Source organism: Bradyrhizobium sp. CCBAU 53421, assembly GCF_015291625.1.
Classification (GTDB): Bacteria; Pseudomonadota; Alphaproteobacteria; order Rhizobiales; family Xanthobacteraceae; genus Bradyrhizobium.
This window is the reverse complement of sequence record NZ_CP030047.1, coordinates 2459845-2483678: the sequence shown is the minus strand read 5'-3', so window position 1 is coordinate 2483678 and position 23834 is coordinate 2459845. Positions and strand designations below refer to the sequence as shown.

The following is a 23834-nucleotide window of genomic DNA, read 5'->3' as shown; positions in this document are numbered from 1 at the left end:
AAGATTTGCCCGATCCGCAACACCTGCAACAGGGATTTGTCATGAGCGTCGACATCGGCGGTCGGCTCCGATTCATCCGCGCGCGGCACAAGCTGTCGCAGCGCGAGCTCGCCAAGCGCTCCGGCGTGACCAACTCGACGATTTCGCTGATCGAATCCAACCAGATGAACCCGTCGGTCGGCGCGCTGAAGCGCATCCTCGACGGCATCCCGATGGGGCTTGCGGAGTTCTTCGCGATTGAGCCGGAGCGGCCGCGCAAGGCGTTCTACCGCGCCGACGAGCTGACCGAGATCGGCAAGAAGCCGATCTCCTACCTCCAGATCGGCGACAGCCTGTTCGGACGGGCGTTGCAGATCCTGAAAGAGCGCTACGAGCCCGGCAGCGACACCGGCCGGGTGCCGCTGGTGCATGAGGGCGAGGAAGGCGGCATCGTGGTCTCGGGCCGGCTCGAGGTTACCGTCGACGACGAGCGGCGGGTGCTCAACGCGGGCGACGCCTATTACTTCGAAAGCCGCCGCCCGCACCGCTTCCGCTGCATCGGCGCCAAGCCGTGCGAGGTGATTTCGGCCTGCACGCCGCCGACATTTTGAACCCGGCGCAGGCGGTGCGCGACCCAAGCCGCAAGGGCCGCATGAAGCGGCCTTACGGGTGACGTCGATGCCTTGCTTCCCACGGCTTGCCGCCGCCGTCGCGGCCATCTCGATCCTTGCCTGCGCGCCGTCGCTTGCGATGGACGATTTCCTGCGCGCATCGAGCAGCGCGCCGACCGCGATCAGCCTGTGCGGCGATGGCGGCGATAACCGGATCAAGGCCGCCGACTGCAAGAAGGCCGGCTATGACAAGCTCGTGGCGCAGATCGACAAGGCGTTCGACGCCGCGCTTGCCAGGATGCCGTCCAACGTCAAGCCGCTGCTGAAGCGCGACCAGACCTGGTTCAACGAGATGATCATCGACGCCGCCGAGGTGCTCGCCGACACCGATGAAGACGAGCTGAAAGCCAATTTTGCTGCGGCCTTGCGCCGCCGCGCGGCCGCACTTGACGGAATCGCATCCGGCCGCCCGGGCCTGTCAGGCAACTGGGTCAATGCCTTCGGCAGTATCACGCTGACGCCGACCGAGGGAGGCGCCTATCGGCTCGCCGCCGATCTGCGCGGCGACTATGGCGGCGACCGCAGGCGAAGCTGCAAGCTGACCGCCGATCTGAAGCCGTCCGGGACCGGCTGGCTCGCCGGCCCCGTGGTGATCGAGGCGGAGACGCCGCCCGACAAGCCCAAGACCGACACGGCCGCCACTCCCGCCAAGCCGCCGTCAATCAAGCTCCGCCGCCAGGGCGAGACCTTGCGGATCGTCGGCAGTATCGACGATGAGGAATGGGACGGGCTCAACGACTGTTCGTCGATGTGGCAAGTCACCGGCAGCTATTTCGCCGCCGGCAAGGACGCGGCATCCGACAAGGCCGACACCGCCTTCGTCGCGCCGACCTTCGACTGCACCAGGCCCGAGACCGCGACCGACGAGGAAATCTGCGCCGATCCTGATCTCGCCGACAACGACCAGCGACTGAACCGCGCCTGGAGGGCGTTGCAGCCGCGGCTCGACGAGGCGACGCGGCGCGCCTTGATCGACGACCAGCGCAACTGGGTGAAGAGCCAGACCGAAGAGTATCCGGAATTCCTGCACCCGGCGTGGAACAAGCAAAGCTCGCAGGTCCACTTCACCGTCGACGCGCGCGATCACGTCAACGGCCTGCAGCGCGAGCGCCTGGCGCTGCTCGACGGCTTTGACGACAAACGCAGCGGGCTTGCCGGCGTCTGGCTCGCCTACAATGCCATCATCAAGGTCACCGCGGAGAAAGACGGCACGCTGAAGGCTGTCGGGTGGAAGTGGGACCAGGGCGACTGGAAGGCCGGCTGCGACTACGAGATGACGGGCAAGATGGTCGGCGGCGCGTTCCGCTCCGACGAGCAGCGCAAGAACCCGGATACGCTCGAGCGCGACCATGCGATGCTGATCGTCAACCGGCGGGACGATGCCTTTGCCAAGAAGCGCACCGGCAAGGACGGCACCGAAGACAGCGCCGACGAGGCGAAATGCAAGCGCCGGCTCGACAACTCCTCGACCGCGCGGCTGTTTCCCGCCCGTCCCTCGCCCGACATCAACAATTTCAAGGGCTCGATCAGATAGAGCGTTCTCAAGCGACGTGGATGCCCCGTTCCGATTCAAGTCGGAACGGAACGGCCTTCGTCACACGACGCGATCACAGATCGCGGGTCTGCCGGTCGCCCCACATGATGACGGCGGCGATGGTGGCGAACATCGCGGTGACCGCGATCATGACGAGGATGGTGTCGAGAGGCATGGGTCGTCTCCTTGTGATGGAGAGACCTAGCGCGGCTGCGCGCGCATCGCCTTGTGCTGGATCAAAAGTCGGCGCCGCAGCGTCAGCTCGCGCCGCTCAGCCTGAGCCGTTCGAGGTCGAGCAGCCGCACGCCATCGGGCACGATCAACACCACCTTCTCGCGCGCAAGGCGGGTCAGGGTGCGGCTCACCGTCTCGATGGTCAGACCGAGATAGTCCGCGATGTCCTGCCGGCTCATCGGCAACGGCACGGTGACGGACATGCTTCCGATCCGGGCGTATCGCGTCTGCATGTTGAGCAGGAACGCGGCGATCTTTTCCTCGGCAGTTCGCCGCCCGAGCAGCAGCATCTGGTCCTGCGCCAGGCTCAGCTCGTGCCCCGCGAATTCATGCAGGCGGCGCAGCAGATGCGGCTTGCCGTCGACATAGGCGAGAAACGCCGATCGCGCGAAACGGCAGACCGCGACCTCGTTGACCGCTTCGGCGGTGACGCCGTAGCGATCCTGCAGCGCCAGCCCGAGGAAGTCGCCCGGCAGCGCGAAACCCACGATCTGGCGGCGGCCGTCGGGCAAGGACTTGTAGAGTCGCACGACCCCGTCGGTGACATTGAACACGCTTCCCGCCTGCGCACTCTGCTCGAACAGCGTCGTTTTTGCCGAGACTTGCTTGGCGTGGCTGATCCGGTCGAGCTCCTCGAGCTCGGACGGCTCCAGCGCGGCGCAGACGCTGAACAGCCTGACCTTGCAGTCTTCGCAGCCATTGGTGGCGCGGCCGTGCCGGCAGTCACCTGGCGTCGCGCCGGCACACGGATCCTGCAATGGTTCAGCAATGCGCATGGCTTCAGGGGTCCGCCTGGCTGGAATCTCGACACTATCGGTCGCGATTTGATCTGGATCAACCGCCCGCGGCATTGATGCAAATCAATGCTGCGCCGCGTTTTCCCCAGCAGTTTCGCCCATCATCGGGGAATCCGGCGATGAACGAGCAATTCCAAGCACTTCTGATCGACCATCAGCATGCGATCGTGGCCTATCCGCTGGTGTTCATGCATGATGCCAGCATTACCACGGAGCAATGGCTGCGGTTCGTGCGCCGGCGCTGCCGCGGCAATTCGCCCGAGACCGGGCTGATCGCGATCCGCGATCGCCGCGGGGTGATCCATGCCCTGTTCAGCTATCGCATCGACAACGACCTGCGCGTCCGCAAGCGGCTCAGCATCGGCGACCTGATCGTCGCGCATCTGCCCGGCTCGCGGATCGACGACGCGGTGTCGAACGTCATCGCCGAGGTGTCGGCGCGATATGGCTGCCAGATCGTCACCATCGAGGAGCCATTCGCAGCGCGTTCTGCGCGGCGCGCCGGATGCCCGACCGCCGAGGCGCTGCGGCATCGCCACCGGCGCGTCAACTGAGACCGCGCGTCCCGGGCCTGGCCGGCGAACGCACCGTGCTCCGTTGCCGCGATAGTCGTGCAGGAGTAGCCTTACGGCGGCTGGAAGGTCCGGTTGGCGACGGAGCCATCGCATGCGCATCATCGTGCTGATCCTCGCTATTCTGCTGGGCGCGCTCGCGCCTGCAGCAGCCGATGACGTCGCCACCGCGCAAGGCGTGATCCGCGCCCAGGAGCAGGCATTCGGCCGCGACGACGCCGCGGCGGCCTACTCCTATGCCGCGCCCGCGATCCAGCAGATCTTTCCGCAGGCCGATATCTTCATGTCGATGGTGCAGAACCAATACGCGCCGGTCTATCGCCACAGGAGCTTCGAGTTCGGCGCGGCGCAGAGCGACGGCGACCGGATCGCGCAGCGCGTTCAGATCGTCGACGCCAATGGCGAGGCGTGGGAGGCGCTCTATACGCTGGAGCGGCAGGCCGACGGCAGCTTGAAGATCACGGGCTGCTCGTTGCTGAGGGCCGGCCAGGCCGTGTGACCGCACGGATCGGATCCGCAACGGTCACCTCGGGCAAGTCGCTTCAGGACAGGCCCTTTCTTAAGCGGAGCCTGTCCTCGAGCCAGTCGAAGATGACTTCATTGGCCAAGGTCGGGTTGTCGATATGCCCCTGCATGGCCGCGGTTTCGGCACGCCGGAACAGGACCAGCCGGGCGTCACGATGAATGCTGCTCAACTGGTCGCCGAATTTGGTCAAGGCACCTGGCAGAAGCCAGCCGGCTTCGCCGGCAGTGACCAGCAACGGACATTCGATGCTTCGCGAAATCGCGTTGGCTTCCTCAATCCAGCAAATCTGCGTGTCGTCGCCTGCTTGCCGATGGAAGAAGCTTCTCTCGTGCAAATCCCAAATTCCGGCATCGCAAACCGCTGCGGCGAACCGGGCGTCACTTGCCGCCGCCCGGGCGACCAGCGAGGAACTGCAGGCGTCCGCCACGATGGCGATCCGCGTGCTGTCGACACCGGGTTTCTCCGAAAGAAAGTCGAGGACGCGGCTCATGGCGACTTCGAACTTGTGGCCGTCGAGCCGTTCCGGCGACAGCACCGTCTGAGTGCCGAGCAGATCCACGGCGAGAAGCGAGAACCCGCGCTCGTTGGCATGACCTGCGTATTTGGTGATCAGCTCTTCCTTGTAGGAACCCGGCTCGCCAATGCACACGACGACCGGTCCATCGTCGCGAACGGCCGACGGCAGATAGTAGGCTTGAAGGGACAGGTCTTCGGTCCAGGGAATCGAGAGCACCTGGCCGGCCGGAACCCGGCTCTTCAAGAAGCTGGTTGCGCATCGCCGCATGCCGTCGACGGCACGGTTCAGCAAATCGTTGGCATATCCGGGAGGCCTTACCGCGGCGTGGAAGTAGGTGGTGGCCCGAAGCCAGTTGCGACGCGCGGTGACCAGATTGTCGTTCAGCAACGAAAGCTCGGCTCTCGCCTCGTTCAGTTCCGCGGTCTTGATCCACTGTTCGGACCATGAGCTCTCCGAAGCGAGGTTGACTTTGCTCAAGGTCAGCCAGCATTCGGAGACCGTCGAGCCGCCTTCCTGCGCGGCGGCCAGAAGCTTGATGAACTCGGCCGACAGATCCTCTCGACCCGGCCAGGCAGGCCAGCCCTTGTCATCGAACTCGACGCTGCTTGACGAGGCATCACGCGCCCCACAGTGCTCATGCATGTTTTTGTCAACTCGTGCGCGCCCGGCTCCGCTGCCGGTACGCGTGATCGGTACGAGTCCGCTTATTGTTGGTGTCGACGAGCCGCCGCTTCGGTCGCCGCGCAAAATTGGCGCCGAAATCGCAACCGCCAATCACGCGGCCCTCCCAAGAAAATATTCCAATGCTGCCTCATATAATTGAAGTAATTCGGCGGCGGCAAATGTCGATATGGCGGCGCAGGAATGCGTTGCGGCTATGCCTGAGAGCCGAATGTTGCTGCGGCAATCGTTGCCGAGCAAATGCTCGGTAATGTTTCCGATGCCAGCGCACTCACGGGATCGCGAGAATAAACACGCCACCAGTCACTGAGCCGTGACTTCGCGACGTCAGACCGCTTGAGTGCGCGCGGGAGCATATCCCCGCACCGCGCGCGCTCCCTCAAATGAAAAACCTCCGGCAGGGCATTGCCGGAGGTTTTGGAGGCTAGTTCATGAAGAAGTCTGATATCTCCTCGTCATGGTCGGCAGAGCAACCGACATCTGGTTTGTACATGATAGACTAATGTTAGTAAATCATACAACAGACTCTTCTTTCAAAAATCAAAGCCTCGACAGTTTTCTGTCGAGGCTTTGGTAGCGATCAAGTCCGGATCAACCGGGCTTTACCAGTTGCGCTGCGCGCGCAGCAGCAGCATGTAGGTATCCTGATTGCTGAGAGAGTACACGGCGGCCGGCTTGCCGATCGCAGCGCTACCCGGGTAGGTGATGGTGCCCGCGTAGTTCTGATCCAGATGGGTGTAGGTGAAGTCAGCCGAGAAGGTCAGGTTCTTCACCGGGGTCCACTGGGTCTGCGTACCGATCTGAGCGACGCTGTAGTCGGGGTTGCACGAGGTCAGATTCGAGGTGGCACCGATCAGGACGCCGAACGATCCGCCCACGCCAGTTCCGCCCGGGCCGCAGATGTAGCCTTTGGCGGTGCTGTTGTAGTTGACCTGGGCCCACGCACCATAGACGCTGGTGTTCCAATAGGGATTCCAGTTGTGGACGTACGCACCGCGCACGCCGTACGTCGTGATGAGCTGCTGCGAGCCGCCGCTGACGAACACGCTGTCCGGCGCGATGCCGAAGCCGATGCTCTGATAGGCGCCGGGAACGCTGGAGTTGCCGAAGTAGGTGAACGCACCGGCACCCGAGAGATCCTGGATGTTGTAGCGCGTCGCACCGTTGGTGTAGACGCCCTGCAAGTTGATGGTGTCGCCAGGTCCGGTCGGGATGTTCTTGATCGACAGGGCCAACTGGCCGGCCCAGCCCCACTTGTCGTCCGGATGACCGGTCAACTCGGTAGCGCCATAGTAGGCCGCGTGGTTGTCATGCGCCGCGAACGACGCCTGGAACAGACCCCAGGCCTGGTCGACGCGGAGAGAAGCGACCAGATCCGGAGCGATCGTGCCGGCATAGTCGCTCGCGCCGTAGGGACCGAGCGCGCCGGTACCCTGCACACCGAGATTCTGCACGCCGGCCTGATAGTAGGCCGACTGATCCTGGGCCGACAGGGACAGCGACACGCCGTTGCCGAACTGCGCGGTGTAGGTGAACTGGTTCACGCCGGTGATCGTGCCGCCGCCGCCGACGAGACCGTCGAAGTTGTTGCCCGGATAGTTGGCCCACGGCGCCGAGAACTGCGACACCGCCTTACCCATGGTGAAGCCGGCGAACTGGATGAAGGCGTAATAGACGCCGACCGTGCCGGCGGCGACACCGCCCGCACTTGCGTTGTTCGGGGCGGCAGACGTTCCGATCGGCGAGTAGACCGTAGAGCCTGCTGCCGCGCCCGCGCCATAGCTGTCCGAGGTCCAGCTGAAGGTCGCATCGAAGAAGGTACGGACCACGCCGTATTCGGTCGCGGTGCGGGTGTCGACGTTGAGGTCTTCACGCGAGCGCCAGGTGTAGCCGTTGGTGAAGCGGTTCTGCGCGCCGCCGGCGCCGGCGTAGTTGCCGGTGTGATCCGAATTGGTGTTGGCCAGAACGTCGACGCGCAGGTAGCCGCCCAGCTTGATGCAGGTGTCGGTACCGGGAATAAAGTAGAAGCCCGGACCATAGAGCGAGCAGACCTTCACGTATTCGACTGCCTTGGCCTTGACCGGAAGGTCGGCCGCCATGGCTCCACTGCTCGCGGCGAGAGCGGCCGCCGAGCCCAACAAAAGGCCCTTAACTATCTTCATGCTATCCTCCAACTGATGCCTTCAAGTGATGCCTTGCACTGCTGGCAAAGCGACAGACGTTCCCCTCCCGAAAACCGCTGCGGCGCAGCCATTTTCAAGATGCTCGTGGTCAACTCGGCCACTGCAGGCGTGAGATGGTGGATGCCCCCCATCTACGACGGGGAACAATGCAATTGGGCAGTCACATATTCAACTTATATTAGTTAGTCATTCTATGTTTGCGCACCCATGTGTCATTCAGGCAACGCCTCGACGAACATTTTCGTCAGGACGGCCGCTTCAAAAATTGCTCGATATCTGTGAAGATGAATTTTTGTTAAGGTACGTCATGACCGAGCGCAAATCGACCGACAAAGTGCAGGACGCGGCTGAACGATTGGCTTGGGAGATCGTGTCGACCAGCATCCGCCTCGACGAGTTGCGCAGCATCTGGGCCAAGATGATCGGAATCACCGGGCCGCAATGGATGATCATGACGGTGCTGGCGAATGCCGAGGACCGCAATGTCGGCCTGCCGGTCGGCGCGGTTTCGCGGGCGCTGCGCGTCGATCAGTCGTTTGTGGTGACGCAGTCGAAACTGCTCGAGAAGAAGAACCTGCTGCGCCGCAAAAACTCGAGCGAGGATGCCCGGGTCGTGAACCTGTCGCTGACCGAGCACGCCAAGAAGCAGATGGCGAACCTGTCCGCGCAGCGCAAGGAGTTGAACGCGTTCGTCTATGCCGACCTCGACCTGCGCGAGCTGCAGCAACTGACCGGCAAGATGGACTCGATCAAGAACCGCCTGGAAAAGGCGATCGCGCGCATCTCGGTCGACCTTTAGTGGATCAGGCGATCGCCAGCCGCTGCCGCGACCGCATCAGGAGCAGCAGGATGATGCTGACATTGAGCAGGTTCCAGGCGAGGCCGTTGGCGAAGGCCGCGGCATAGGAGCCGGTGGCGTCGAAGATCACGCCCGAGATCCAGCCCCCAAAGGACATGCCGAACACCGAGGCGAAGATCACGATGCCGATCCGGGTCGCGGCCTCGGAGGCCGGCATCGCCTCGCGCACGATGATGGCGTAGCTCGGCACGATGCCGCCCTGGAACAGGCCGAACATCGCCGAGATGATGTAGAGCGAGGTCAGGCTGTCGAAGAACAGGTAGAACAGCAGCGCTGCGCCCTGCGCGATCGAGCCGATCAGCAGCGTGCGGATGCCGCCGATCCGGTCGGCGAGGAACCCGGAGCCGATCCGGCTGATGATGCCGAAGCCGAGCATCAGCGACAGCATCTCGGCGCCGCGCGCCACGCCGTAGCCGAGATCGCCGCAATAGGCGACGATGTGAACCTGCGGCATCGACATCGCCACGCAGCAGGCGATCGACGCCAGCGACAGGATCGCGGTCAGCGCGTTGGTGGAGAGCCGCATGTCGACCCGCGGCGGCGCCGCGTTGACGTGGCTGCGCCGGGTCGCCGCGCCCATCAGCAGACGCAGCACCACGAGCGCGACCGCCATCGCGATCGCGGTGAAGATGCCGATCGCGATATGGGTGGTGCGCCAGCCGACGCTCTGCATGCCGAAATTGACCAGCGGGGGCCACACCGTGCCGCCGACATAATTGCCGCTGGCGGCGATCGCGACCGCGAGGCCGCGGTAGCGCTCGAACCAGTGCGAGGCTTCCGCCATCAGCGGGCCGAAGGTCGCGGCCGATGACAGGCCGATCGCGAAATGCAGCAGGATGAAGGCCCAGATCGACGCCGCGTAGCCGGCGCAGACATAGCCGAGGCCGAGGATGCCGATCCCGGCGCCGATCGCCGCGACGATGCCGTAGCGGTCGCTGATCTTGCCGGTCACGACCTGGCCGAGGCCGAAGCCGAGCATCACCATCGTGAAGGCGAGCGAGGCCGTTCCGCGGGTCGCGCCGAAGTCGGTCTGCACCGCCGGCAACGCCACCACGACCGACCACATGCCGACGCTGCCGAGCGAGCCGATCACGACGGCGACGGCAAGGCGCAGCCATGCCCGGCGCGAGTCGGGAATGAACACTGCGGCTTCAGGGGAATATTCAGAAGAAATTACCACGGCACGCGGAACTTCGTCGGCATTTGCCTCCGGGTCAAGCCACGTTGCCGAGAGATTAGGCATGCGCCAGCAAGGGGACGCATCGCTTTCAACGATGCGTGCGGCGCTTCAATTGCCGAAGTTCGGATCCTGCGCCTGGAACGGCCCGCACTTCGCGCCGGTGCCGAAGCGCTGATCGAAATCCACGGTGCCGCCGCCGACCGGTATGCGGGTCGGCGGCAAGCCGCGCGTGTACTGGTCGATGGTGACGGACTTCTTGTCCGCGCTCATCGTCACATGCACCGGCTCGAGGTCCTTGCCCTTGTTGAGCTCGGTCAGATCGAGTGTGTAGTAGCCGTCCGCCGTCTTGCCCGCGGCCATGCCGCCATGCGCGAAGACGACGGATTGCGGCAGGTAGACCTCCATCTGGACGCCGTTACCCTTGCAGGCGATCATGCGGATCATCCACGCCCGGTCGTCCGGCAGCGTGACGGCGGACGCCGGCGCCGACAGCAGCGCGATCGCGGCGGCAAACCCCGCTGTGACGGTTCGACCTGCCCGGTTCGACATCGATGCCTCTGGCGGATGGGTGGCGTTGCTGGCGTTTGGTCGGAGGCAGGGCCGCGAAAGTTCAATCCACCTCGTGCACCGCAGCGCTCGCGGCCAGAGCGATCGAGCGGGAATATCGTCCGCCGAACCGTGATCCATGCTGATGAGAAAAAACTGCTACAATGCGAGCCGGTTCACATTGGCAGCTCGCCGTCCGGACCTATCATCCCGCCCGGATGGCGCGCAGCTCGCAAGGTAGAGGATCGAAGCGCACACTGTCGGAGGATCGTCATGCATTCGTCGTCAGCAGAGTGGTTACCCGTTGCGTCGGCGCCGTCGGACCGGGAGCTCGAGGTCTGTGTCCTCGACTATGACGGCATGGTCCACGCGCTGATGTTCCCGTGCCACCGGGACGGGGCCGAATGGGTCGAGCATACCAGCAGCCGGCATCTCGACATCCAGCCGACGCATTGGCGCAGATGGACGCCGTCGGCCAATTGACGCGGCCACGATCGGTCCGGGACGGCCGACGCCGATCTCGCGCCGATCCGTATGTTGAGCTAGACTAACCACGTGGGTTCAGGGTGAGCCGGAGGCTCGTCATGACATCACACGTGATCCCTTTCGAAAATCGCTGGACCAACGGCAAGCATGCCTGGGAATGGCATTGCGAGCTCGAGCGGCTGGGCGTGCCGACGGTCCGGACGATGTTTTGCGAGCATGAGACGCACCATCGCGACGAGCTTGCCGTGGTGTTCGACATCCCCGCGGGCTTTGTCCACGACTGGCTGGCCTTCCACGACCGGCGCGCCGCCCGGCAGCAATTGCTGTGGCGCGCCAGCGTGATCACGCTCGGTATCATCGCCGCATCGGGCGTCGTGCTCGGCGCGCTGAGATAGACCGCGCCCCCCCGGAACGGCCGGACGGCCCCCCGCCCGCCCCCCGGCCGGGAATCCCGCGTGCCAGCCGCCTGCGACCTCCCGCGCGGGCCCTCGATGGCCCTTATTAACCCTTTGCTAACCATACACCCGGCAAGAATTGCCGAGTGAAGTCGAGTGTCGTCGAACGCGTATGACGGGTGGAGAACCCCGTGGACGCCAGCGCGGTGCCTCACTTTCGGAACGGCGGCCCTGCGGCCGTCGCGCAGACGCTTGGCGGCCGCAGCCGCCAGTCGCGGGGGAGAGCGGCTACCATGGTCGACGTCACGGCAGGTCAGGGCACGGCAGGCAAGGGCGGATTGCCGAGCCTCGGCGAGATCGGCGACATCCTAAAGCGCGGCGATCTCGCGCTGGCGCTCGGCGTCCTCACCATCCTGGTGGTGCTGATCCTGCCGCTGCCCTCGATCGTGCTCGACCTCTTTTTGGCGGTCTCGATCACGGTCTCGATCCTGATCCTGATGACCTCGCTGTTCATCCAGGCGCCGCTGGAATTCTCGTCGTTCCCGACCATCCTGCTGATCTCGACCATGCTGCGGCTGTCGCTGAACATGGCCTCGACCCGGCTGATCCTGAGCCACGGCCACGAAGGCACGGCGGCCGCCGGCCACGTCATCGAAGCCTTCGGCAACTTCGTGATGGGCGGCAACTTCGTGATCGGCATCATCGTGTTCGCGATCCTGGTGATCGTGAACTTCGTGGTCATCACCAAGGGTTCGGGCCGCATCGCCGAAGTCGCGGCGCGCTTCCAGTTGGACTCGATGCCCGGCAAGCAGATGGCGATCGACGCCGACCTGTCCGCCGGCCTGATCGACGAGAAGACCGCCAAGGAGCGCCGCAAGGCGCTGGAAGACGAAAGCGGCTTTTTCGGCGCGATGGACGGTGCCTCGAAATTCGTCCGCGGCGACGCCATCGCCGGCCTCCTGATCGTCGGCATCAACATCGTCGGCGGCATCATCATCGGCGTCGCGCAGCAGGGCCTCTCCTTCAGCGAAGCCGCCCGCACCTACACCGTGCTGACGGTCGGCGACGGCCTCGTCACCCAGGTGCCGGCGCTGATCGTCTCGACCGCCGCCGGCCTCCTGGTGTCCAAGGCCGGCATCTCCGGCGCCGCCGACAAGGCGCTGATGCGCCAGCTCTCCGGCTATCCGCAGGCGCTCGGCATGTCGGCCGGCGTCATGCTGGTGCTGGCGCTGTTGCCGGGCATTCCGACCCTGCCGTTCCTCGCGCTCGGCTCCGGCGCCGCGATGCTGGCCTGGAATGCCCGCAACCAGAAGCGGGCGGCCAAGGCGGCCGAAACGGCCGCAGCCGCCGCCCCTGCGGCAGCCGCGGCCGCCGCCGCTGCCGCCGCGGAAGAGCCGATCGCCGCCGCGCTGAAGATCGACGACCTCAAGATCGAGCTCGGCTACGCGCTGCTGCCGCTGGTCAACGGACCCGACGGCACCGACCGCCTCACCGAGCAGATCAAGGCGCTGCGCCGTTCGCTCGCGATCGAGATGGGCTTTGTGATGCCGGCGGTGCGCATCCTCGACAATGTGCAGCTCGAGGCCAACAGCTACGCCATCAAGATCAAGGAAGTCGACGCCGGCTCCGGCAAGATCTGGCCGAGCCAGTTCATGGTCATGGACCCCGCCGGCAACCAGGTGCAGCTGCCCGGCATCCACACCATCGAGCCGACCTTCGGCCTGCCCGCAACCTGGGTCGACGCCGGCCTGAAGGAAGAAGCCGCGCTCAAGGGCTACACCGTGGTCGACGCCGCCACCGTGCTGTCGACCCACCTGACCGAGCTGCTCAAGACCAACATGGCGGACTTGCTGTCCTACGGCGAGGTGCAGAAGCTGCTGAAGGACCTGCCGAAGGAGCAAGGCGAGCTGATCAAGGACATCGTGCCGAGCCAGGTCACGGTGTCGGGCATCCAGCGCGTGCTCCAATTGCTGCTCTCCGAGCGGATTTCGATCCGCGACCTCTCCACCATCCTCGAGGGCATCGCCGACGCGCTGGCGTTCTCGCGCAATCCGGCCACCATGGTCGAACATGTCCGTGCCCGGCTGGCGCGGCAGATCTGCGCCCAGAACACCTCGCCGAACGGCTATCTGCCGCTGATCGCGCTGTCGGCGCGCTGGGAACAGGCCTTCGCCGAGTCGATCGTAGGTACCGGCGACGATCGCAGCCTGGCGATGCAGCCCTCCAAGCTGTCGGAGTTCATGACCGCCGTGCGCAACGCCTTCGAGCAGGCGGCGCGCGAAGGCGAGGCGCCGGTGCTGGTGACGTCGGCCGCGATCCGGCCGTTCGTTCGCTCGCTGGTGGAACGGTTCCGCTCGCAGACCACGGTTTTGTCGCAGGCCGAGATCCATCCGCGGGCCCGGCTGAAGACCGTCGGCAGCGTGTAGAGCTTCTCGTTTGGACGCGTTTTCGTCACGCGAACCGGCGTCCATCCCGCCTCAAGTGCGGGACAGGCTTCGCTCGAAAACGCTCTAGCCGTCGCAAATCATTTGCGTTTTCGCCTGTGCTTTCTCGCCACAGGCAACTGATTTATGTGGAACTGTCCGGAACGGCCCTATCTCAGGTAATATGATCCGGATACTTAGCAAGTTACTGATATTACGTGCAGTTAATGTTGGTTTCAGGAGCTGGAGACAGCTTTTGATCGCGATCGATCACGTCTCATCACGCCCTTGTGATGACCTCTAGGGAACGGAATCGGCAAATCCTACGTTAGCGGGGCACGAGACGTTGAACCGGACAACAGACCGAACCGACAGATTTACCGAGAGCAGGAAGGCGGCAGGAGACTTCCATGAACCACTCGATCTACAGCGCCGATCGTATGACGCACCTGAAGATTGTGGTTGTGGCGTTGTTCGCCGGTATCCTGGTCGCGGGCTTCGGCATCGCGGCACATAATTCGTCGGATGATGGATACACGCAGACGGCGCGGGTCATGAAGGCCGGCAAGCCGGTCGCGATCACGAGTTCGGGCACGTCGCTGGTCCGCTAACAGGAGAGTTTCACGAATTCACGTGGTGTTCTTTACAGCCCCCCAAAGTCGCTACGTGGATATTTAAGACCCCCAACTACCCCCAAGTTGACTATCGAAAACGCCCGCTCCCCACGGGCGTTTTCTTTTTTTGCGAGTGGTGGATCAGACTCACTCCCTGCGCAACGCGCAGCTCCATCCACGTCATTGCGAGCGCAGCGAAGCAATCCATCGTTCCGCGTGCTCGGTGACAATGGATTGCTTCGTCGCTTCGCTCCTCGCAATGACAGCTGCAGCCGATTCACGGCCCCTTATCACGAAGCACTGGCACCTATCGCGGCGGCGAGCCCGACGCAGGCGGCACGGTCTCGATCAGCTTGCCGGTGAAGATCGGCGCCGAGGTCGGTTGGCCGTTCGGCGAACCGCCGGCCTGCTCGACGGTCACCGCGTAGGTGGCGCCATTGATCACATCAGGGTCGTAACCCGACAGCACCGGGCGCGCGGTGAAATCATCGGCACCGATCACGCCGAGCGAGCGCGGCTGCGGCAGCTTGTCGGAGATCAGCCAGAGCTCGAAGCTCTTGCCGGGCTCGGACGCCGCGCCGACCTTGCGGACGGTGAAATTCTTGGTCGCGCCGTCGATGGTCATGATGAAGGCCGGCCCGCCATTCTGTCCCTGCAGCAGCGCGACATATTGCGCCGACGGCGTGAACGCCGGCGCCGGCGTCTTCACTTCGACGGTCTGGATGCGCGGCTTCGGCCGGATCGCGTTCGGCAAGGCATCGGGCCGGTAGATCTGCAGGCCGAGCGTGACCAGCAGCGCGGCCGCGATCGCGGTCGCAGCCGATGCGATACCGCGCCAGCGCTTCACGCGGTTCGAAAGCGCGGTCACGTTGCGTTCGTCGAAGATGACCCGTGGCTGCCGGGCCTCGGGCAGCCTCCGGGGCTCGGCTGGCTGCGGCATCGCGGCTGACTGCGGCGGCTCCGGATCGAACGCCGAGCCGAATTCGGGATCGTCGGTCGTCGGCGCAGGTGGCGGCGTCACCGTCGCGGCCGGCGTCTCGGGCAGCACCAGCGGCGCCTGCGGCGCGCCGGCATGGCCGATCGCCGCCTTGATGTTCTCCCAGACCACCGGGCGCGGCTCGACCAGGCCGACCATCTGGTTCAGCGGCCCGAGCCTGAACTCCCAGGCCTGCACGAGGGCCGCGAACTCGGTGTCGACGGCCATCATGGTCTCGACCTGCGTGCGCTCGTCGGCATCGAGCGTACCGAGCGCATATTCCGCGGCGAGCGCGATATGGTCTTCGCTATAGGCCATCAATCAGAGTCCAAGACACTCCCGGATATCCATCAGGCTGCGGCGCAGCCAGGTCTTCACCGTGTTCACCGGTGTCTCGAACTTTGTGGCGAGCTGCTCGCGGCTCCAGCCGTTGTAATAGGCGAGCAGCACGAGCTTCTGACGATCGGGCTCCAGACGACCGACGCACTCCAGCAACCGCTTCAACTCTTCCGTCATTTCCCGCCGCGCCAGCGGATCAGGCTGGTCGGCGGCGACTTCCATCGCGGCCGGCTCTTCCTCCAGCGAGGACTCGCCTCGCTTGCGCACGACATCGATAGCGCGGTTGCGCGCGATCGAGGTCATCCACGTGATCGGGGACGACAGGGCCGGGTTGAACTGCCCGGCGCTGTTCCATATCTTGACGTAAGCCTCCTGAATGACCTCCTCGGCGAGGTCCTGTCGCCTCAAGATACGGAGCACGACGCCAAAGAGTTTCGCGCGGGTCGCGGCGTACAGCCGCTCAAAGGCGGCCTCATCCCCCTTCGCGACGGCGGCGATCAGCCAGACGAGCTCAGCCGGCGTCAGCATTCAGCGCCCTCCAAGCCTGCATCCCCCACCGCCTCATTGCCACCGCGCCGCCGATCACCGTCCGGTCCGGACCGGTGGTAGCATATTTTGGGACACCACGATCCGCCAAGGGGCTAACAAGGGGCTAACAAGTGGCCGGCAAGAGGCCGGCTTGTGGACAGCCCAACAAAAAGCCCGGGCGACCGGCCCGGGCTCGCAATCTGGTCAGCGGAGGGAGCGAGGGTTCAGGCGATGACGCCGAGACGGGCCCGCATCAGGCCGATCGAATCCATGTCGGCTTGCTCGCGAGCGCTCTCCTCCGCGCGTTCGCGCGCCTGGTCGCGCTCGTCGAGCAGCTCGACCTTCTTCAATTCCTCGAAGGCTTCCGACAGCAGCGCCTTGGCGTCGTCGAGCTGGGCGCGCAGCTCGTCGGCCGAACGGGTCAGGTTCTCCCGGCGCTGGATCGCGGCCTTGGCGTAGGTGGGATAGGCGAAGTGCGAGGGATCATTGATCCCGGCGCGCTCCTGCTCGGTCTGGATCTCGCGCTCGAGTTCGACGGACATGCGCTGGAAGTCGGCGATCATGCCTTCGATCTGGGTAACCCGACGGCGCTTTTCATCGACCTGAAACTTCTTCAGGCGGATCAGCGTTTCACGTGACTTCATCGACTCATACTCCCCAGAAGTCCCAAATCTGAACGCGGGACAGAACCGGCTCCCCGCTGGGCCCCGCCGGCATAACTATGGTGTGCCGGGGATGATGGCCTGACAAAGTTAGCGTTCCGTTTCCAAACCCGACAGGATTTGAGCGAGTTGCCGGTAGCCGTCGCCGAGATTGGTCGCCTCGTCCTTGGCCTGGCGCAGGAAGCTCTCCAAGGGTTCGTGCAGCCGGATCGCCTCGTCGACCTCGGGACTGGAACCCGGCCGGTAGGCACCGAGCCGGATCAGTTCCTCCATGTCGGCATAGGTCGCCATCACCTGCCGCGCCTTGTTGATGAAGGGCAGGAAGTCGGGGTCGGCCGACTTCGGCATGGTGCGCGAGACCGACTTGAGGATGTTGACCGCGGGATAGCGGCCCCGCTCGGCGATCGCCCGCTGCATCACGATGTGGCCGTCGAGGATGCCGCGCACCGCGTCGGCGATCGGCTCATTGTGATCGTCGCCGTCGACCAGCACCGTGAAGATCGCGGTGATGGTGCCGTCGCCGGTGCCCGGCCCTGCCCGCTCCAATAGCTTCGGCAGTTCGGTGAACACGGTCGGCGTGTAGCCCTTGGCGGTCGGCGGCTCGCCGGCCGAGAGCCCGATCTCGCGCTGCGCCATCGCAAAGCGCGTCACCGAATCCATCAGGCAAAGCACATCCTTGTCCTCGTCGCGGAAATACTCCGCGATGGCGAGCGTCAGATACGCCGCCTGGCGCCGCATCAGCGCCGGCTCGTCCGAGGTCGCGACCACGACGACCGAGCGCGCCAGCCCCTCCTCGCCGAGATCCTCCTGGAGGAATTCCTGCACCTCGCGGCCGCGCTCGCCGATCAGCCCGATCACCGAGATCGCGGCATCGACATTGCGCGCCAGCATCGACAGCAGCACCGACTTGCCGACGCCGCTTCCGGCGAAGATGCCGAGCCGCTGGCCGCGGCAGCAGGTCAGGAAAGTATTAAGACCGCGGACGCCGAGGTCGAGCGGCGGGCCGACCCGCTTGCGCGAATGCGCAGGGGGTGGCGAGTTGCGGTAGGACATCGGCGAGGCGCCCTGCACCAGCGGCCCCTTGCCGTCGATCGGTTCGCCCATCGCGTTGACGACGCGGCCGAGCCAAGCCGGCGACGGCCGCACCTGGCTCGCCGCATTGGCAATCACGGCGCGGCAGCCGCGCCTGACGCCCTCGAGCCCGCCGAACGGCATCACCACCGCGTTCTCGCCCGAAAAGCCGATCACCTCGGCAGGAATGGAGCGGCCGGCGCCGACGTCGATCACGATGCGGGCGCCGACCGACATCGCGTGGATGGGGCCTGCGATCTCGACCATCAGCCCGCGGACGCCGACCACACGGCCATAAATATTGACGCCGTCGATATCTCCGATCTGCTCCGCGAGCGCCTTCATTGCGAAAACCTTAAGTTTCCGCAATTTTGCTCCGGCCGCTTAACTTCGTGTTTACCCGCATCATTAATCATTGCGTCACTGTCTTTGGTGACTGAGGTCGCTCGCCCATCAGAAGAAGGGCGAGTCGCGAGAGTCGGTTAGGCCCGGCTCTTAATGTGGAAACTGAACGAGCACGGTTAGGAAAAGCTTCTTCTACGCAATATCTTAGGGCGATTCGACAAAAATTGCACGGTTAGAGCTTGCGTCGAGGAATCAGTTTTTGTTAACCATATCTCGTCAGGATCCGAATCAGTTGTTCAAAGGCGTTTTGTGAGTGCCGCAAGTGCGGCCGACCTGACGCCCGGAGCGGCGACTATAGGGGACTGGCATGCGCGTTTTGCTGATTGAAGATGATAGCGCCGTCGCGCAGTCGATCGAATTGATGCTCAAATCCGAGAGTTTCAACGTCTATACGACGGACCTCGGTGAAGAAGGCGTCGATCTCGGCAAGCTTTACGACTACGACATCATCCTGCTCGACCTCAACCTGCCCGACATGTCCGGCTACGACGTGCTCAAGCAGCTCCGGGTTTCGAAGATCAAGACTCCCATTCTGATCCTCTCCGGCCTCGCCGGCATCGAGGACAAGGTCAAGGGTCTCGGCGTCGGCGCCGACGACTACATGACCAAACCCTTCCACAAGGACGAACTGGTCGCCCGCATCCACGCGATCGTGCGCCGCTCCAAGGGTCACGCCCAGTCGGTCATCCAGACCGGCGATCTCGTGGTCAATCTGGACACCAAGACGGTCGAGGTCGGCGGACAGCGCGTGCACCTCACCGGCAAGGAATACCAGATGCTGGAGCTGCTCTCGCTCCGCAAGGGCACCACGCTCACCAAGGAAATGTTCCTCAACCATCTCTACGGCGGCATGGATGAGCCGGAGCTGAAGATCATCGACGTCTTCATCTGCAAGCTCCGCAAGAAGCTCGCCAACGCCTCCGAGGGCCGCAACTTCATCGAGACCGTGTGGGGCCGCGGCTACGTGCTGCGCGAGCCGCACGAGGCCGACGAGCGCATTCCCGCCTGACGCTTCGCTTTCTACAGCAAACCTCCTGAACCCCGCCGCGAATGGCGGGGTTTTTGTTTGGCAAGTTACGCCACCGGGATCGCGGCTAGCGCAGCGAGCAGATCCGCGCCCTTCGGAACCCCGAGGCCGGTGCAGGCGCTCCAGCCGGGGCCGGCATCGTAGCCTTTGCCGCCGACGCGGTTGTTGCCCTGCACCACCGCACGGAATGCGCCGGGGTTGGCGTAAAGCGCAGCGTTGAGCAAGCCGATCTGCTCGCCGCGCGCGGCGATCGCGATCGCAATCAACGCGGCCCATAGCGGCGTCGCGGCGCTGGTCCCGCTCATCGCCATCGCTTCTCCGTTGACGATGATGCGGTAGCCCGGGCTCGCCGCGGCCGCGCAGGCGACGTCGGGGACGCCGCGCCTGATAGCACCGTCATTCTGCGATGTCGGCAGCGTCAAATGCGACTGATAATCGGGGACCGGAAACGCGTCGCTGATGCCGCCGCCGGTGCCGATCGCGCCGGCGTTCCACACCGCCTCCGCGGCGGCCGATCCATTGCCCGCGACAGGCCCGGGCTGCGTGCCGCCGCAGCTCGTCGCATAGGGGCTCGAGGCGGGAAACCAGACATGGACCTTGCCGTCGGTCAGGCCGCTCGTCGCGAGCTGATCACCGGAGGCGAACAGCACGCTGACGCGCAGCCGCGCGGCATCGGCGAGGACCGCCTGCATCGCGTCGCGGCCCGGCTCGGTCCAGTATTTCTCGGCACTGCCCCAGCTGACCGAGACCACCTGCGGCGCATGCTGTTCATCGAACACCGCCTGATGGATCGCATCCGTCAGACCGGCGGCGGAGTTCTCGGCAAAGTAGACCACGATCTTGCCCTTCGGCAGCAGGCCGGCGAGCACCTGGAGATCGAGCGCGATCTCCTGATCGGCGACGTCGTTGGCACCGAAGCTGCCATCATTGCCGGTCTGCGGCACGTTGACGACCACCGGCGGCGGCCGGTTCATGCCGGCCACCGCCATGGCAAGATCGCTCGCGAGATAGCCGCCGCCAAGCGCGATGATGCCGACACAGATCGACGACACGTCGTGATCCAGCGGAATGCCGTAGAGGGCCGCGATGTCGGTCGGCCACAGCCCGTTGCCATCGCCCGGGGCAGCCTGGGCCTGCACCAGCGGCGTCCTGGGCCGCAGCGGCCGCTGATCGAAACCGAGAATGGCACGGGTCCACGGCGCGATCTCGGCCGGCACCGTCAGGCCGCCGACACGGGCGCGAAACGTGCGCTCGCCGTCGCGATAGGTGCGAAGCGTCGCGCCGAAGATCTCGGCCATCTGCCGGGCGGTGCCTTCAAGCTCGACCGTACGCGCGACAACATCGCTGCGGCCGACGGTCAAGCCCCGCTCGGTCGCCAGCCGCACCACGCGGGCGATGGCGCGGGCATGGCTGCGATGGCGCTGGGTCGCGAGCTGGTGCCGCGTGATTGGCTTGGCCAGCCGGGCCAGATCACCGGCACTCCCCGGTGCAAACTTGTCGGGGGTGCGCCGCTTGACGTAGACGACGATGGGAATCCGCTCGTCGGGATCGACATCGCCGACCAGCGTCGCATCGACTGGCGCGGCACGGTTGCTGCCCGCTAGCGGAACCCGGCGCTCGGAGGTGCCCGCCATCGATGCGATCTCACTTGCCGCCACATGGCGTGGGCTGCACCGGATTCTGCGTATCGTCGTAGGCGCAGAACGGAATCGACCACACGAAATCGGCCGAGGTCGTGATGCGCGTCAGACCGGGCTTGCCTTCGAAGATCGGCGGCTGGCCCGAGAACTTCCAGTACCATTCCGGCAGCAACGGCCCGAGCGGACCGATCGGACCATTCGGACCGAACGACAGGAATCCCGCCTGCGACGACGGCGTGCCGTCGGCCTTGAAGACCGCGCGGCCATGGCAGGTGATGCAGGACGATGTCGCGACGAAGCCATCCTCGGTGACGGAATTGCCGACCCTGATGTCGAGCCCGACATTGTCGACGAAATCGGCCTGCGATCCCTTCAGGCAGTAATTGCTATAGACCGGATCGATGTCCGCGCTCGACAGCATCGCCGTCAGCGCGGCGGTCTTCACGCAATCCGGATAGCCCTGGCCGGCGGTCCGGTTCGACGGCACGAACGCGGTCTGCGCGCCGAAATTGTCACGACAGCCGATGATGTCGCAGCGGCCCGGATTGAAGCGGTGCTCGAACGTCGCCCAGGTCCAGTTCGGCACCTGCTTGCTGATCACATGCATCGAGACCAGGGCGTATTGCACGCCATCCGCGCTGTTGACGTGATAGAGCTGCGGCACCTGCGCCAGCGTCACCTTGTTGTTGGTGAATCCCGGAATGGCGCTGACCGGCATCCAATTCCCCTTCACCTCGACGGAATCGACCGGAAACGACAGCGCCTTGCCGAACGCGGCTTTCAAGCCCGAGCGCTTGTAGAGGTTGTTCTTGACGATGAAGTCGAACGTCGCCTTGTTGTGACGCGCTTCCTCCATCTGCCCCTGCCCGGCGCCGGGCGGCAGCGCCGGCAGCAAGCCACCGCTCTCCTGCACGCCTTCCCGCGCCACCTGCGGCAGGATCGGCGGGCGCAGCGCCGGCGGCGTCGCGGCTGCCGGAAACTGCGGATTGGGCTGGAACAGATCGGTATCGCTCGCCCAGGTCTCGAACGTCGAATTGCTGCCGCCGGCGCGGGTGTTGGCCTGGATGAAGAGCTGCCAGGCGACCTGATCCGGCGCGGTCATCGCGGGACTCGGTGTCGATTGCGCCGCGGCCGGAAGTGCCGGAAGCATCAGCAGACCACAGACGAGCAGCGTGTCGATCGACCTTCTCATCTTGCTCTCCACATCGGGTTCAAGGTTTGAATCGGTTCAAGGTTGGAATCCGTCCCCCATCCAGCTCGCATAGATGTCGAGCGAGTCCTGCGACCACCGGTGACCGGGCGGCATGAAGCCGGACGACAGCGCAGCGAAGACGCGGCGTGCGTTGGCGTGATCGGCGAAGTCATCATTGCCGGCGGGGTCGCAGATCCAGTCGGCGTCCCCGAGCCGAACGCCCTTCGGCGTCATGCAGGCGATGTCGCCCGGTCGAAACATCGGCAGGATGTCGTTGCCAAAACCGGTCGTCATCGGGATCACCGAGCCTATTTTCGACATGCACTTCTGGTTGCATATCGTATAGACGACCATCGCTGAAACCGCTGTGAAGCGGCTCACACCGCCGCGCAGCAATTTTTCGGCGGCCGTCCGCGGCCGCCGTCGCCCACAGGTTGGATCGAACCGAAGCTTCGCGAACCGCGACCAATCAGCTATAGAATGACCATCTAGGGCATGATCCGGAAAAGTGCGAAGCGGTTTTCCGAAAAGATCATGCTGATACAAGAATCTAAAGCGCGATGACGATTCAACCCAATCTCATCGCGCATTAGGGCTGTTCGGGCGCATCACATGATCCTGCAATCCCTCGCCGGCCTGCCGGCGTTCCTGGTCTATTTCTGCACGGCGCTGATCGCCGTGGTCGCCTACCTCTTCGTCTACACCCGCGTCACCCCGCACGACGAATTCCAGCTGATCCGCGACAATGATCCGGCGGCGGCGATTGCGCTGGGCCTCAGCCTGCTCGGCTTCGTGCTGCCCGTGGTCAGCGCCATCGCCCATTCCGCCAATGTGGTGGACTGCCTGATCTGGAGCATCATCGCGCTGATCGTGCAGATCATCGTCTATTACATCGTGAAGATCCCGGTGCCGAACCTGTCGGCGCGGATCGCCTCGGGTGAAATGGCGGCGGCGATCTGGCTCGGGCTGTCCTCGCTGGCCGCAGGCGCGCTGAACGCGGCCTGCATGATCTACTGAGCCATTGAGCCAAACCATGGCGCGCAAACCCAACCCGGAATTCGGCAAACGGCGGCCAAGCGTGCCGGCGGTGCAGCCGCGGCCGGAGCCTCCTTCCAAGCGCTCCAATCATGTCGCGCTGCTGATGATGGGCACGCTCGCGGTCGGCGGCGGCGCCTACGCGCTGATGCCGCGGCAGAATTGCCAGCCCGTCCCGCCGCCGCCTCCGGGCGTCACCGCGCCGGCCCCCGCGCAACCCGGCGCCGACTGCGCGGCGCGCAGTTCATCGTCGGGATCGGGCGGCAGCGGTGGTGGCGGCGGCTCGTCGCGCAGCAGCTTCTACAGCAGCAGCTCCTCGTCCGGCGGCTCTTCATCCTCATCGAGTTCTTCGTCAAGCTCGTCGGTGAGCCGCGGCGGCTTCGGCTCGTTCGCGCATGCGTTCGGCTTCGGCGGTGGCTGAGGCGCACTTTGCCGTGTCGGCATGCGCTTTCGCTTGCCCGGCGATCGGAGCTGATGGAAACTCGGCGCGGCTCCGCAACTGGCGAGGCAGAGGACAAGGATCGCGTCCATGAAACGCTCGCGACGTGTCTGGCTGAAAACGATGGGAAGCGTCGCGATCGGCGCAGCCTCGATGGGCCTGACGCCAAGCCATGCCCGCAGTCATCACCACCATGCAGGGCACAAACCGAAGCGGAAGCCCGAGCAGATATCGCCGTCCGGCGGCTTCGGCAGCGCGCCACGCACCATCGCCCGCTACGACGACAGCTATCGCTCGCATGGCGGCGGCTGACACCGCGCCGA

Annotated in this window: 25 protein-coding genes; 13 read left to right on the top strand and 12 right to left on the bottom strand. The window is 64.8% G+C overall.

The window, feature by feature from the left end; translation table 11 throughout:
- The first annotated feature begins 41 nt into the window (after window positions 1–41).
- Window positions 42–590 (top strand): cupin domain-containing protein, encoded by a 549-nt coding sequence (locus XH92_RS11760; RefSeq protein WP_018273259.1) that lies wholly within the window; start codon window positions 42–44, stop codon window positions 588–590.
- Between the two features lie 67 nt (window positions 591–657).
- Window positions 658–2184 carry a lysozyme inhibitor LprI family protein gene (locus XH92_RS11755; RefSeq protein WP_194459351.1) on the top strand — a complete coding sequence of 509 codons (1527 nt, stop codon included), beginning with the start codon at window positions 658–660 and terminating at the stop codon, window positions 2182–2184.
- Between the two features lie 257 nt (window positions 2185–2441).
- Here XH92_RS11755 and XH92_RS11750 read toward each other — a convergent pair whose 3' ends face one another.
- Window positions 2442–3194: a helix-turn-helix domain-containing protein gene (locus XH92_RS11750; RefSeq protein ID WP_194459350.1), complete on the bottom strand. Its 753-nt coding sequence runs from the start codon at window positions 3192–3194 to the stop codon at window positions 2442–2444.
- A 140-nt stretch (window positions 3195–3334) separates the two neighbouring features.
- On the opposite strand from XH92_RS11750, the gene XH92_RS11745 reads away from it, so the two are divergent.
- Entirely contained in the window at window positions 3335–3769 is a 435-nt protein-coding gene (locus XH92_RS11745; protein ID WP_194459349.1) for a hypothetical protein, read from the top strand.
- Window positions 3770–3881: 112 nt separating this feature from the next.
- A complete protein-coding gene (locus XH92_RS11740) occupies window positions 3882–4286 on the top strand; it encodes a DUF4864 domain-containing protein (protein ID WP_194459348.1) in 405 nt (134 codons plus the stop codon).
- 43 nt (window positions 4287–4329) lie between these two features.
- Here XH92_RS11740 and XH92_RS11735 read toward each other — a convergent pair whose 3' ends face one another.
- Together XH92_RS11735 and XH92_RS11730 are read right to left on the bottom strand one after the other, a co-directional pair.
- Window positions 4330–5604: a dienelactone hydrolase gene (locus XH92_RS11735; RefSeq protein ID WP_194459347.1), complete on the bottom strand. Its 1275-nt coding sequence runs from the start codon at window positions 5602–5604 to the stop codon at window positions 4330–4332.
- 509 nt (window positions 5605–6113) lie between these two features.
- The gene (locus tag XH92_RS11730; RefSeq protein WP_194459346.1) at window positions 6114–7673 is read right to left on the bottom strand and encodes a porin; all 1560 of its coding nucleotides are present in this window, start codon (window positions 7671–7673) and stop codon (window positions 6114–6116) included.
- Window positions 7674–8001: 328 nt separating this feature from the next.
- Between XH92_RS11730 and XH92_RS11725 the strand changes: the two genes are divergently transcribed.
- Window positions 8002–8493, top strand: a complete 492-nt coding sequence (locus XH92_RS11725) for a MarR family winged helix-turn-helix transcriptional regulator (RefSeq protein WP_194459345.1) — start codon at window positions 8002–8004, stop codon at window positions 8491–8493.
- Window positions 8494–8497: 4 nt separating this feature from the next.
- Here the strand turns inward: XH92_RS11725 and XH92_RS11720 are convergent, their stop codons facing one another.
- Together XH92_RS11720 and XH92_RS11715 are read right to left on the bottom strand one after the other, a co-directional pair.
- Window positions 8498–9697, bottom strand: a complete 1200-nt coding sequence (locus XH92_RS11720; protein ID WP_246788375.1) for an MFS transporter — start codon at window positions 9695–9697, stop codon at window positions 8498–8500.
- Window positions 9698–9841: 144 nt separating this feature from the next.
- Complete coding sequence (locus XH92_RS11715; protein WP_194459343.1) at window positions 9842–10282, bottom strand: hypothetical protein; 441 nt, start codon at window positions 10280–10282, stop codon at window positions 9842–9844.
- A 270-nt stretch (window positions 10283–10552) separates the two neighbouring features.
- Here XH92_RS11715 and XH92_RS11710 point away from each other — a divergent pair, with 270 nt between their 5' ends.
- The 4 genes from XH92_RS11710 to XH92_RS11695 all read left to right on the top strand — a co-directional run bounded on the left by XH92_RS11710 (window position 10553) and on the right by XH92_RS11695 (window position 14194).
- Window positions 10553–10762, top strand: a complete 210-nt coding sequence (locus XH92_RS11710; protein WP_194459342.1) for a hypothetical protein — start codon at window positions 10553–10555, stop codon at window positions 10760–10762.
- Window positions 10763–10863: 101 nt separating this feature from the next.
- On the top strand, window positions 10864–11160 hold the full coding sequence (locus XH92_RS11705; protein ID WP_194459341.1) for a hypothetical protein: 297 nt from the start codon (window positions 10864–10866) through the stop codon (window positions 11158–11160).
- Between the two features lie 293 nt (window positions 11161–11453).
- On the top strand, window positions 11454–13586 hold the full coding sequence (gene flhA / locus XH92_RS11700) for a flagellar biosynthesis protein FlhA (protein ID WP_194459340.1): 2133 nt from the start codon (window positions 11454–11456) through the stop codon (window positions 13584–13586).
- Between the two features lie 407 nt (window positions 13587–13993).
- Window positions 13994–14194, top strand: a complete 201-nt coding sequence (locus XH92_RS11695; protein ID WP_050401122.1) for a hypothetical protein — start codon at window positions 13994–13996, stop codon at window positions 14192–14194.
- A gap of 310 nt (window positions 14195–14504) precedes the next feature.
- Here XH92_RS11695 and XH92_RS11690 read toward each other — a convergent pair whose 3' ends face one another.
- The 4 genes from XH92_RS11690 to fliI all read right to left on the bottom strand — a co-directional run bounded on the left by XH92_RS11690 (window position 14505) and on the right by fliI (window position 18118).
- Window positions 14505–15491, bottom strand: coding sequence for an anti-sigma factor domain-containing protein (locus XH92_RS11690; protein WP_194459339.1), 987 nt, complete (start codon window positions 15489–15491; stop codon window positions 14505–14507).
- Window positions 15492–15494: 3 nt separating this feature from the next.
- Complete coding sequence (locus XH92_RS11685; protein ID WP_194459338.1) at window positions 15495–16040, bottom strand: sigma-70 family RNA polymerase sigma factor; 546 nt, start codon at window positions 16038–16040, stop codon at window positions 15495–15497.
- A 224-nt stretch (window positions 16041–16264) separates the two neighbouring features.
- The gene (gene fliJ, locus XH92_RS11680; RefSeq protein WP_021081901.1) at window positions 16265–16684 is read right to left on the bottom strand and encodes a flagellar export protein FliJ; all 420 of its coding nucleotides are present in this window, start codon (window positions 16682–16684) and stop codon (window positions 16265–16267) included.
- 108 nt (window positions 16685–16792) lie between these two features.
- Window positions 16793–18118 carry a flagellar protein export ATPase FliI gene (gene fliI, locus XH92_RS11675; protein ID WP_194459337.1) on the bottom strand — a complete coding sequence of 442 codons (1326 nt, stop codon included), beginning with the start codon at window positions 18116–18118 and terminating at the stop codon, window positions 16793–16795.
- Window positions 18119–18485: 367 nt separating this feature from the next.
- On the opposite strand from fliI, the gene ctrA reads away from it, so the two are divergent.
- Window positions 18486–19187, top strand: coding sequence for a response regulator transcription factor CtrA (ctrA, locus tag XH92_RS11670; protein WP_016848562.1), 702 nt, complete (start codon window positions 18486–18488; stop codon window positions 19185–19187).
- A gap of 65 nt (window positions 19188–19252) precedes the next feature.
- Here ctrA and XH92_RS11665 read toward each other — a convergent pair whose 3' ends face one another.
- Genes XH92_RS11665 through XH92_RS11655 form a run of 3 tightly spaced genes read right to left on the bottom strand, consistent with a single transcriptional unit; the run spans window position 19253 to window position 22331 of the window.
- Window positions 19253–20839, bottom strand: a complete 1587-nt coding sequence (locus XH92_RS11665) for a protease pro-enzyme activation domain-containing protein (RefSeq protein WP_194459336.1) — start codon at window positions 20837–20839, stop codon at window positions 19253–19255.
- A 10-nt stretch (window positions 20840–20849) separates the two neighbouring features.
- A complete protein-coding gene (locus XH92_RS11660; protein WP_194459335.1) occupies window positions 20850–22037 on the bottom strand; it encodes a hypothetical protein in 1188 nt (395 codons plus the stop codon).
- Between the two features lie 36 nt (window positions 22038–22073).
- Window positions 22074–22331 (bottom strand): hypothetical protein, encoded by a 258-nt coding sequence (locus tag XH92_RS11655; RefSeq protein ID WP_194459334.1) that lies wholly within the window; start codon window positions 22329–22331, stop codon window positions 22074–22076.
- Window positions 22332–22649: 318 nt separating this feature from the next.
- Here XH92_RS11655 and XH92_RS11650 point away from each other — a divergent pair, with 318 nt between their 5' ends.
- The 3 genes from XH92_RS11650 to XH92_RS11640 all read left to right on the top strand — a co-directional run bounded on the left by XH92_RS11650 (window position 22650) and on the right by XH92_RS11640 (window position 23823).
- Window positions 22650–23054, top strand: a complete 405-nt coding sequence (locus XH92_RS11650; protein WP_024583958.1) for a DUF350 domain-containing protein — start codon at window positions 22650–22652, stop codon at window positions 23052–23054.
- A gap of 16 nt (window positions 23055–23070) precedes the next feature.
- Window positions 23071–23493 carry a hypothetical protein gene (locus XH92_RS11645; protein WP_194459333.1) on the top strand — a complete coding sequence of 141 codons (423 nt, stop codon included), beginning with the start codon at window positions 23071–23073 and terminating at the stop codon, window positions 23491–23493.
- A gap of 108 nt (window positions 23494–23601) precedes the next feature.
- Window positions 23602–23823 (top strand): hypothetical protein, encoded by a 222-nt coding sequence (locus XH92_RS11640; protein ID WP_194459332.1) that lies wholly within the window; start codon window positions 23602–23604, stop codon window positions 23821–23823.
- Window positions 23824–23834 lie beyond the last annotated feature (11 nt).

Bases quoted from the DNA above. Each gene is read 5' to 3' on its own strand.
- XH92_RS11705 (WP_194459341.1), top strand. From the start codon at position 10,864: ATGACATCACACGTGATCCCTTTCGAAAATCGCTGGACCAACGGCAAG.
- fliJ (WP_021081901.1), bottom strand. From the start codon at position 16,684: ATGAAGTCACGTGAAACGCTGATCCGCCTGAAGAAGTTTCAGGTCGAT.
- ctrA (WP_016848562.1), top strand. From the start codon at position 18,486: ATGCGCGTTTTGCTGATTGAAGATGATAGCGCCGTCGCGCAGTCGATC.
- XH92_RS11730 (WP_194459346.1), bottom strand. From the start codon at position 7,673: ATGAAGATAGTTAAGGGCCTTTTGTTGGGCTCGGCGGCCGCTCTCGCC.
- XH92_RS11755 (WP_194459351.1), top strand. From the start codon at position 658: ATGCCTTGCTTCCCACGGCTTGCCGCCGCCGTCGCGGCCATCTCGATC.
- XH92_RS11725 (WP_194459345.1), top strand. From the start codon at position 8,002: ATGACCGAGCGCAAATCGACCGACAAAGTGCAGGACGCGGCTGAACGA.
- XH92_RS11655 (WP_194459334.1), bottom strand. From the start codon at position 22,331: ATGACGACCGGTTTTGGCAACGACATCCTGCCGATGTTTCGACCGGGC.
- XH92_RS11665 (WP_194459336.1), bottom strand. From the start codon at position 20,839: ATGGCGGGCACCTCCGAGCGCCGGGTTCCGCTAGCGGGCAGCAACCGT.
- flhA (WP_194459340.1), top strand. From the start codon at position 11,454: ATGGTCGACGTCACGGCAGGTCAGGGCACGGCAGGCAAGGGCGGATTG.
- XH92_RS11710 (WP_194459342.1), top strand. From the start codon at position 10,553: ATGCATTCGTCGTCAGCAGAGTGGTTACCCGTTGCGTCGGCGCCGTCG.
- XH92_RS11650 (WP_024583958.1), top strand. From the start codon at position 22,650: ATGATCCTGCAATCCCTCGCCGGCCTGCCGGCGTTCCTGGTCTATTTC.
- XH92_RS11640 (WP_194459332.1), top strand. From the start codon at position 23,602: ATGAAACGCTCGCGACGTGTCTGGCTGAAAACGATGGGAAGCGTCGCG.
- XH92_RS11695 (WP_050401122.1), top strand. From the start codon at position 13,994: ATGAACCACTCGATCTACAGCGCCGATCGTATGACGCACCTGAAGATT.
- XH92_RS11685 (WP_194459338.1), bottom strand. From the start codon at position 16,040: ATGCTGACGCCGGCTGAGCTCGTCTGGCTGATCGCCGCCGTCGCGAAG.
- fliI (WP_194459337.1), bottom strand. From the start codon at position 18,118: ATGAAGGCGCTCGCGGAGCAGATCGGAGATATCGACGGCGTCAATATT.
- XH92_RS11750 (WP_194459350.1), bottom strand. From the start codon at position 3,194: ATGCGCATTGCTGAACCATTGCAGGATCCGTGTGCCGGCGCGACGCCA.
- XH92_RS11690 (WP_194459339.1), bottom strand. From the start codon at position 15,491: ATGGCCTATAGCGAAGACCATATCGCGCTCGCCGCGGAATATGCGCTC.
- XH92_RS11760 (WP_018273259.1), top strand. From the start codon at position 42: ATGAGCGTCGACATCGGCGGTCGGCTCCGATTCATCCGCGCGCGGCAC.
- XH92_RS11660 (WP_194459335.1), bottom strand. From the start codon at position 22,037: ATGAGAAGGTCGATCGACACGCTGCTCGTCTGTGGTCTGCTGATGCTT.
- XH92_RS11745 (WP_194459349.1), top strand. From the start codon at position 3,335: ATGAACGAGCAATTCCAAGCACTTCTGATCGACCATCAGCATGCGATC.
- XH92_RS11645 (WP_194459333.1), top strand. From the start codon at position 23,071: ATGGCGCGCAAACCCAACCCGGAATTCGGCAAACGGCGGCCAAGCGTG.
- XH92_RS11715 (WP_194459343.1), bottom strand. From the start codon at position 10,282: ATGTCGAACCGGGCAGGTCGAACCGTCACAGCGGGGTTTGCCGCCGCG.
- XH92_RS11740 (WP_194459348.1), top strand. From the start codon at position 3,882: ATGCGCATCATCGTGCTGATCCTCGCTATTCTGCTGGGCGCGCTCGCG.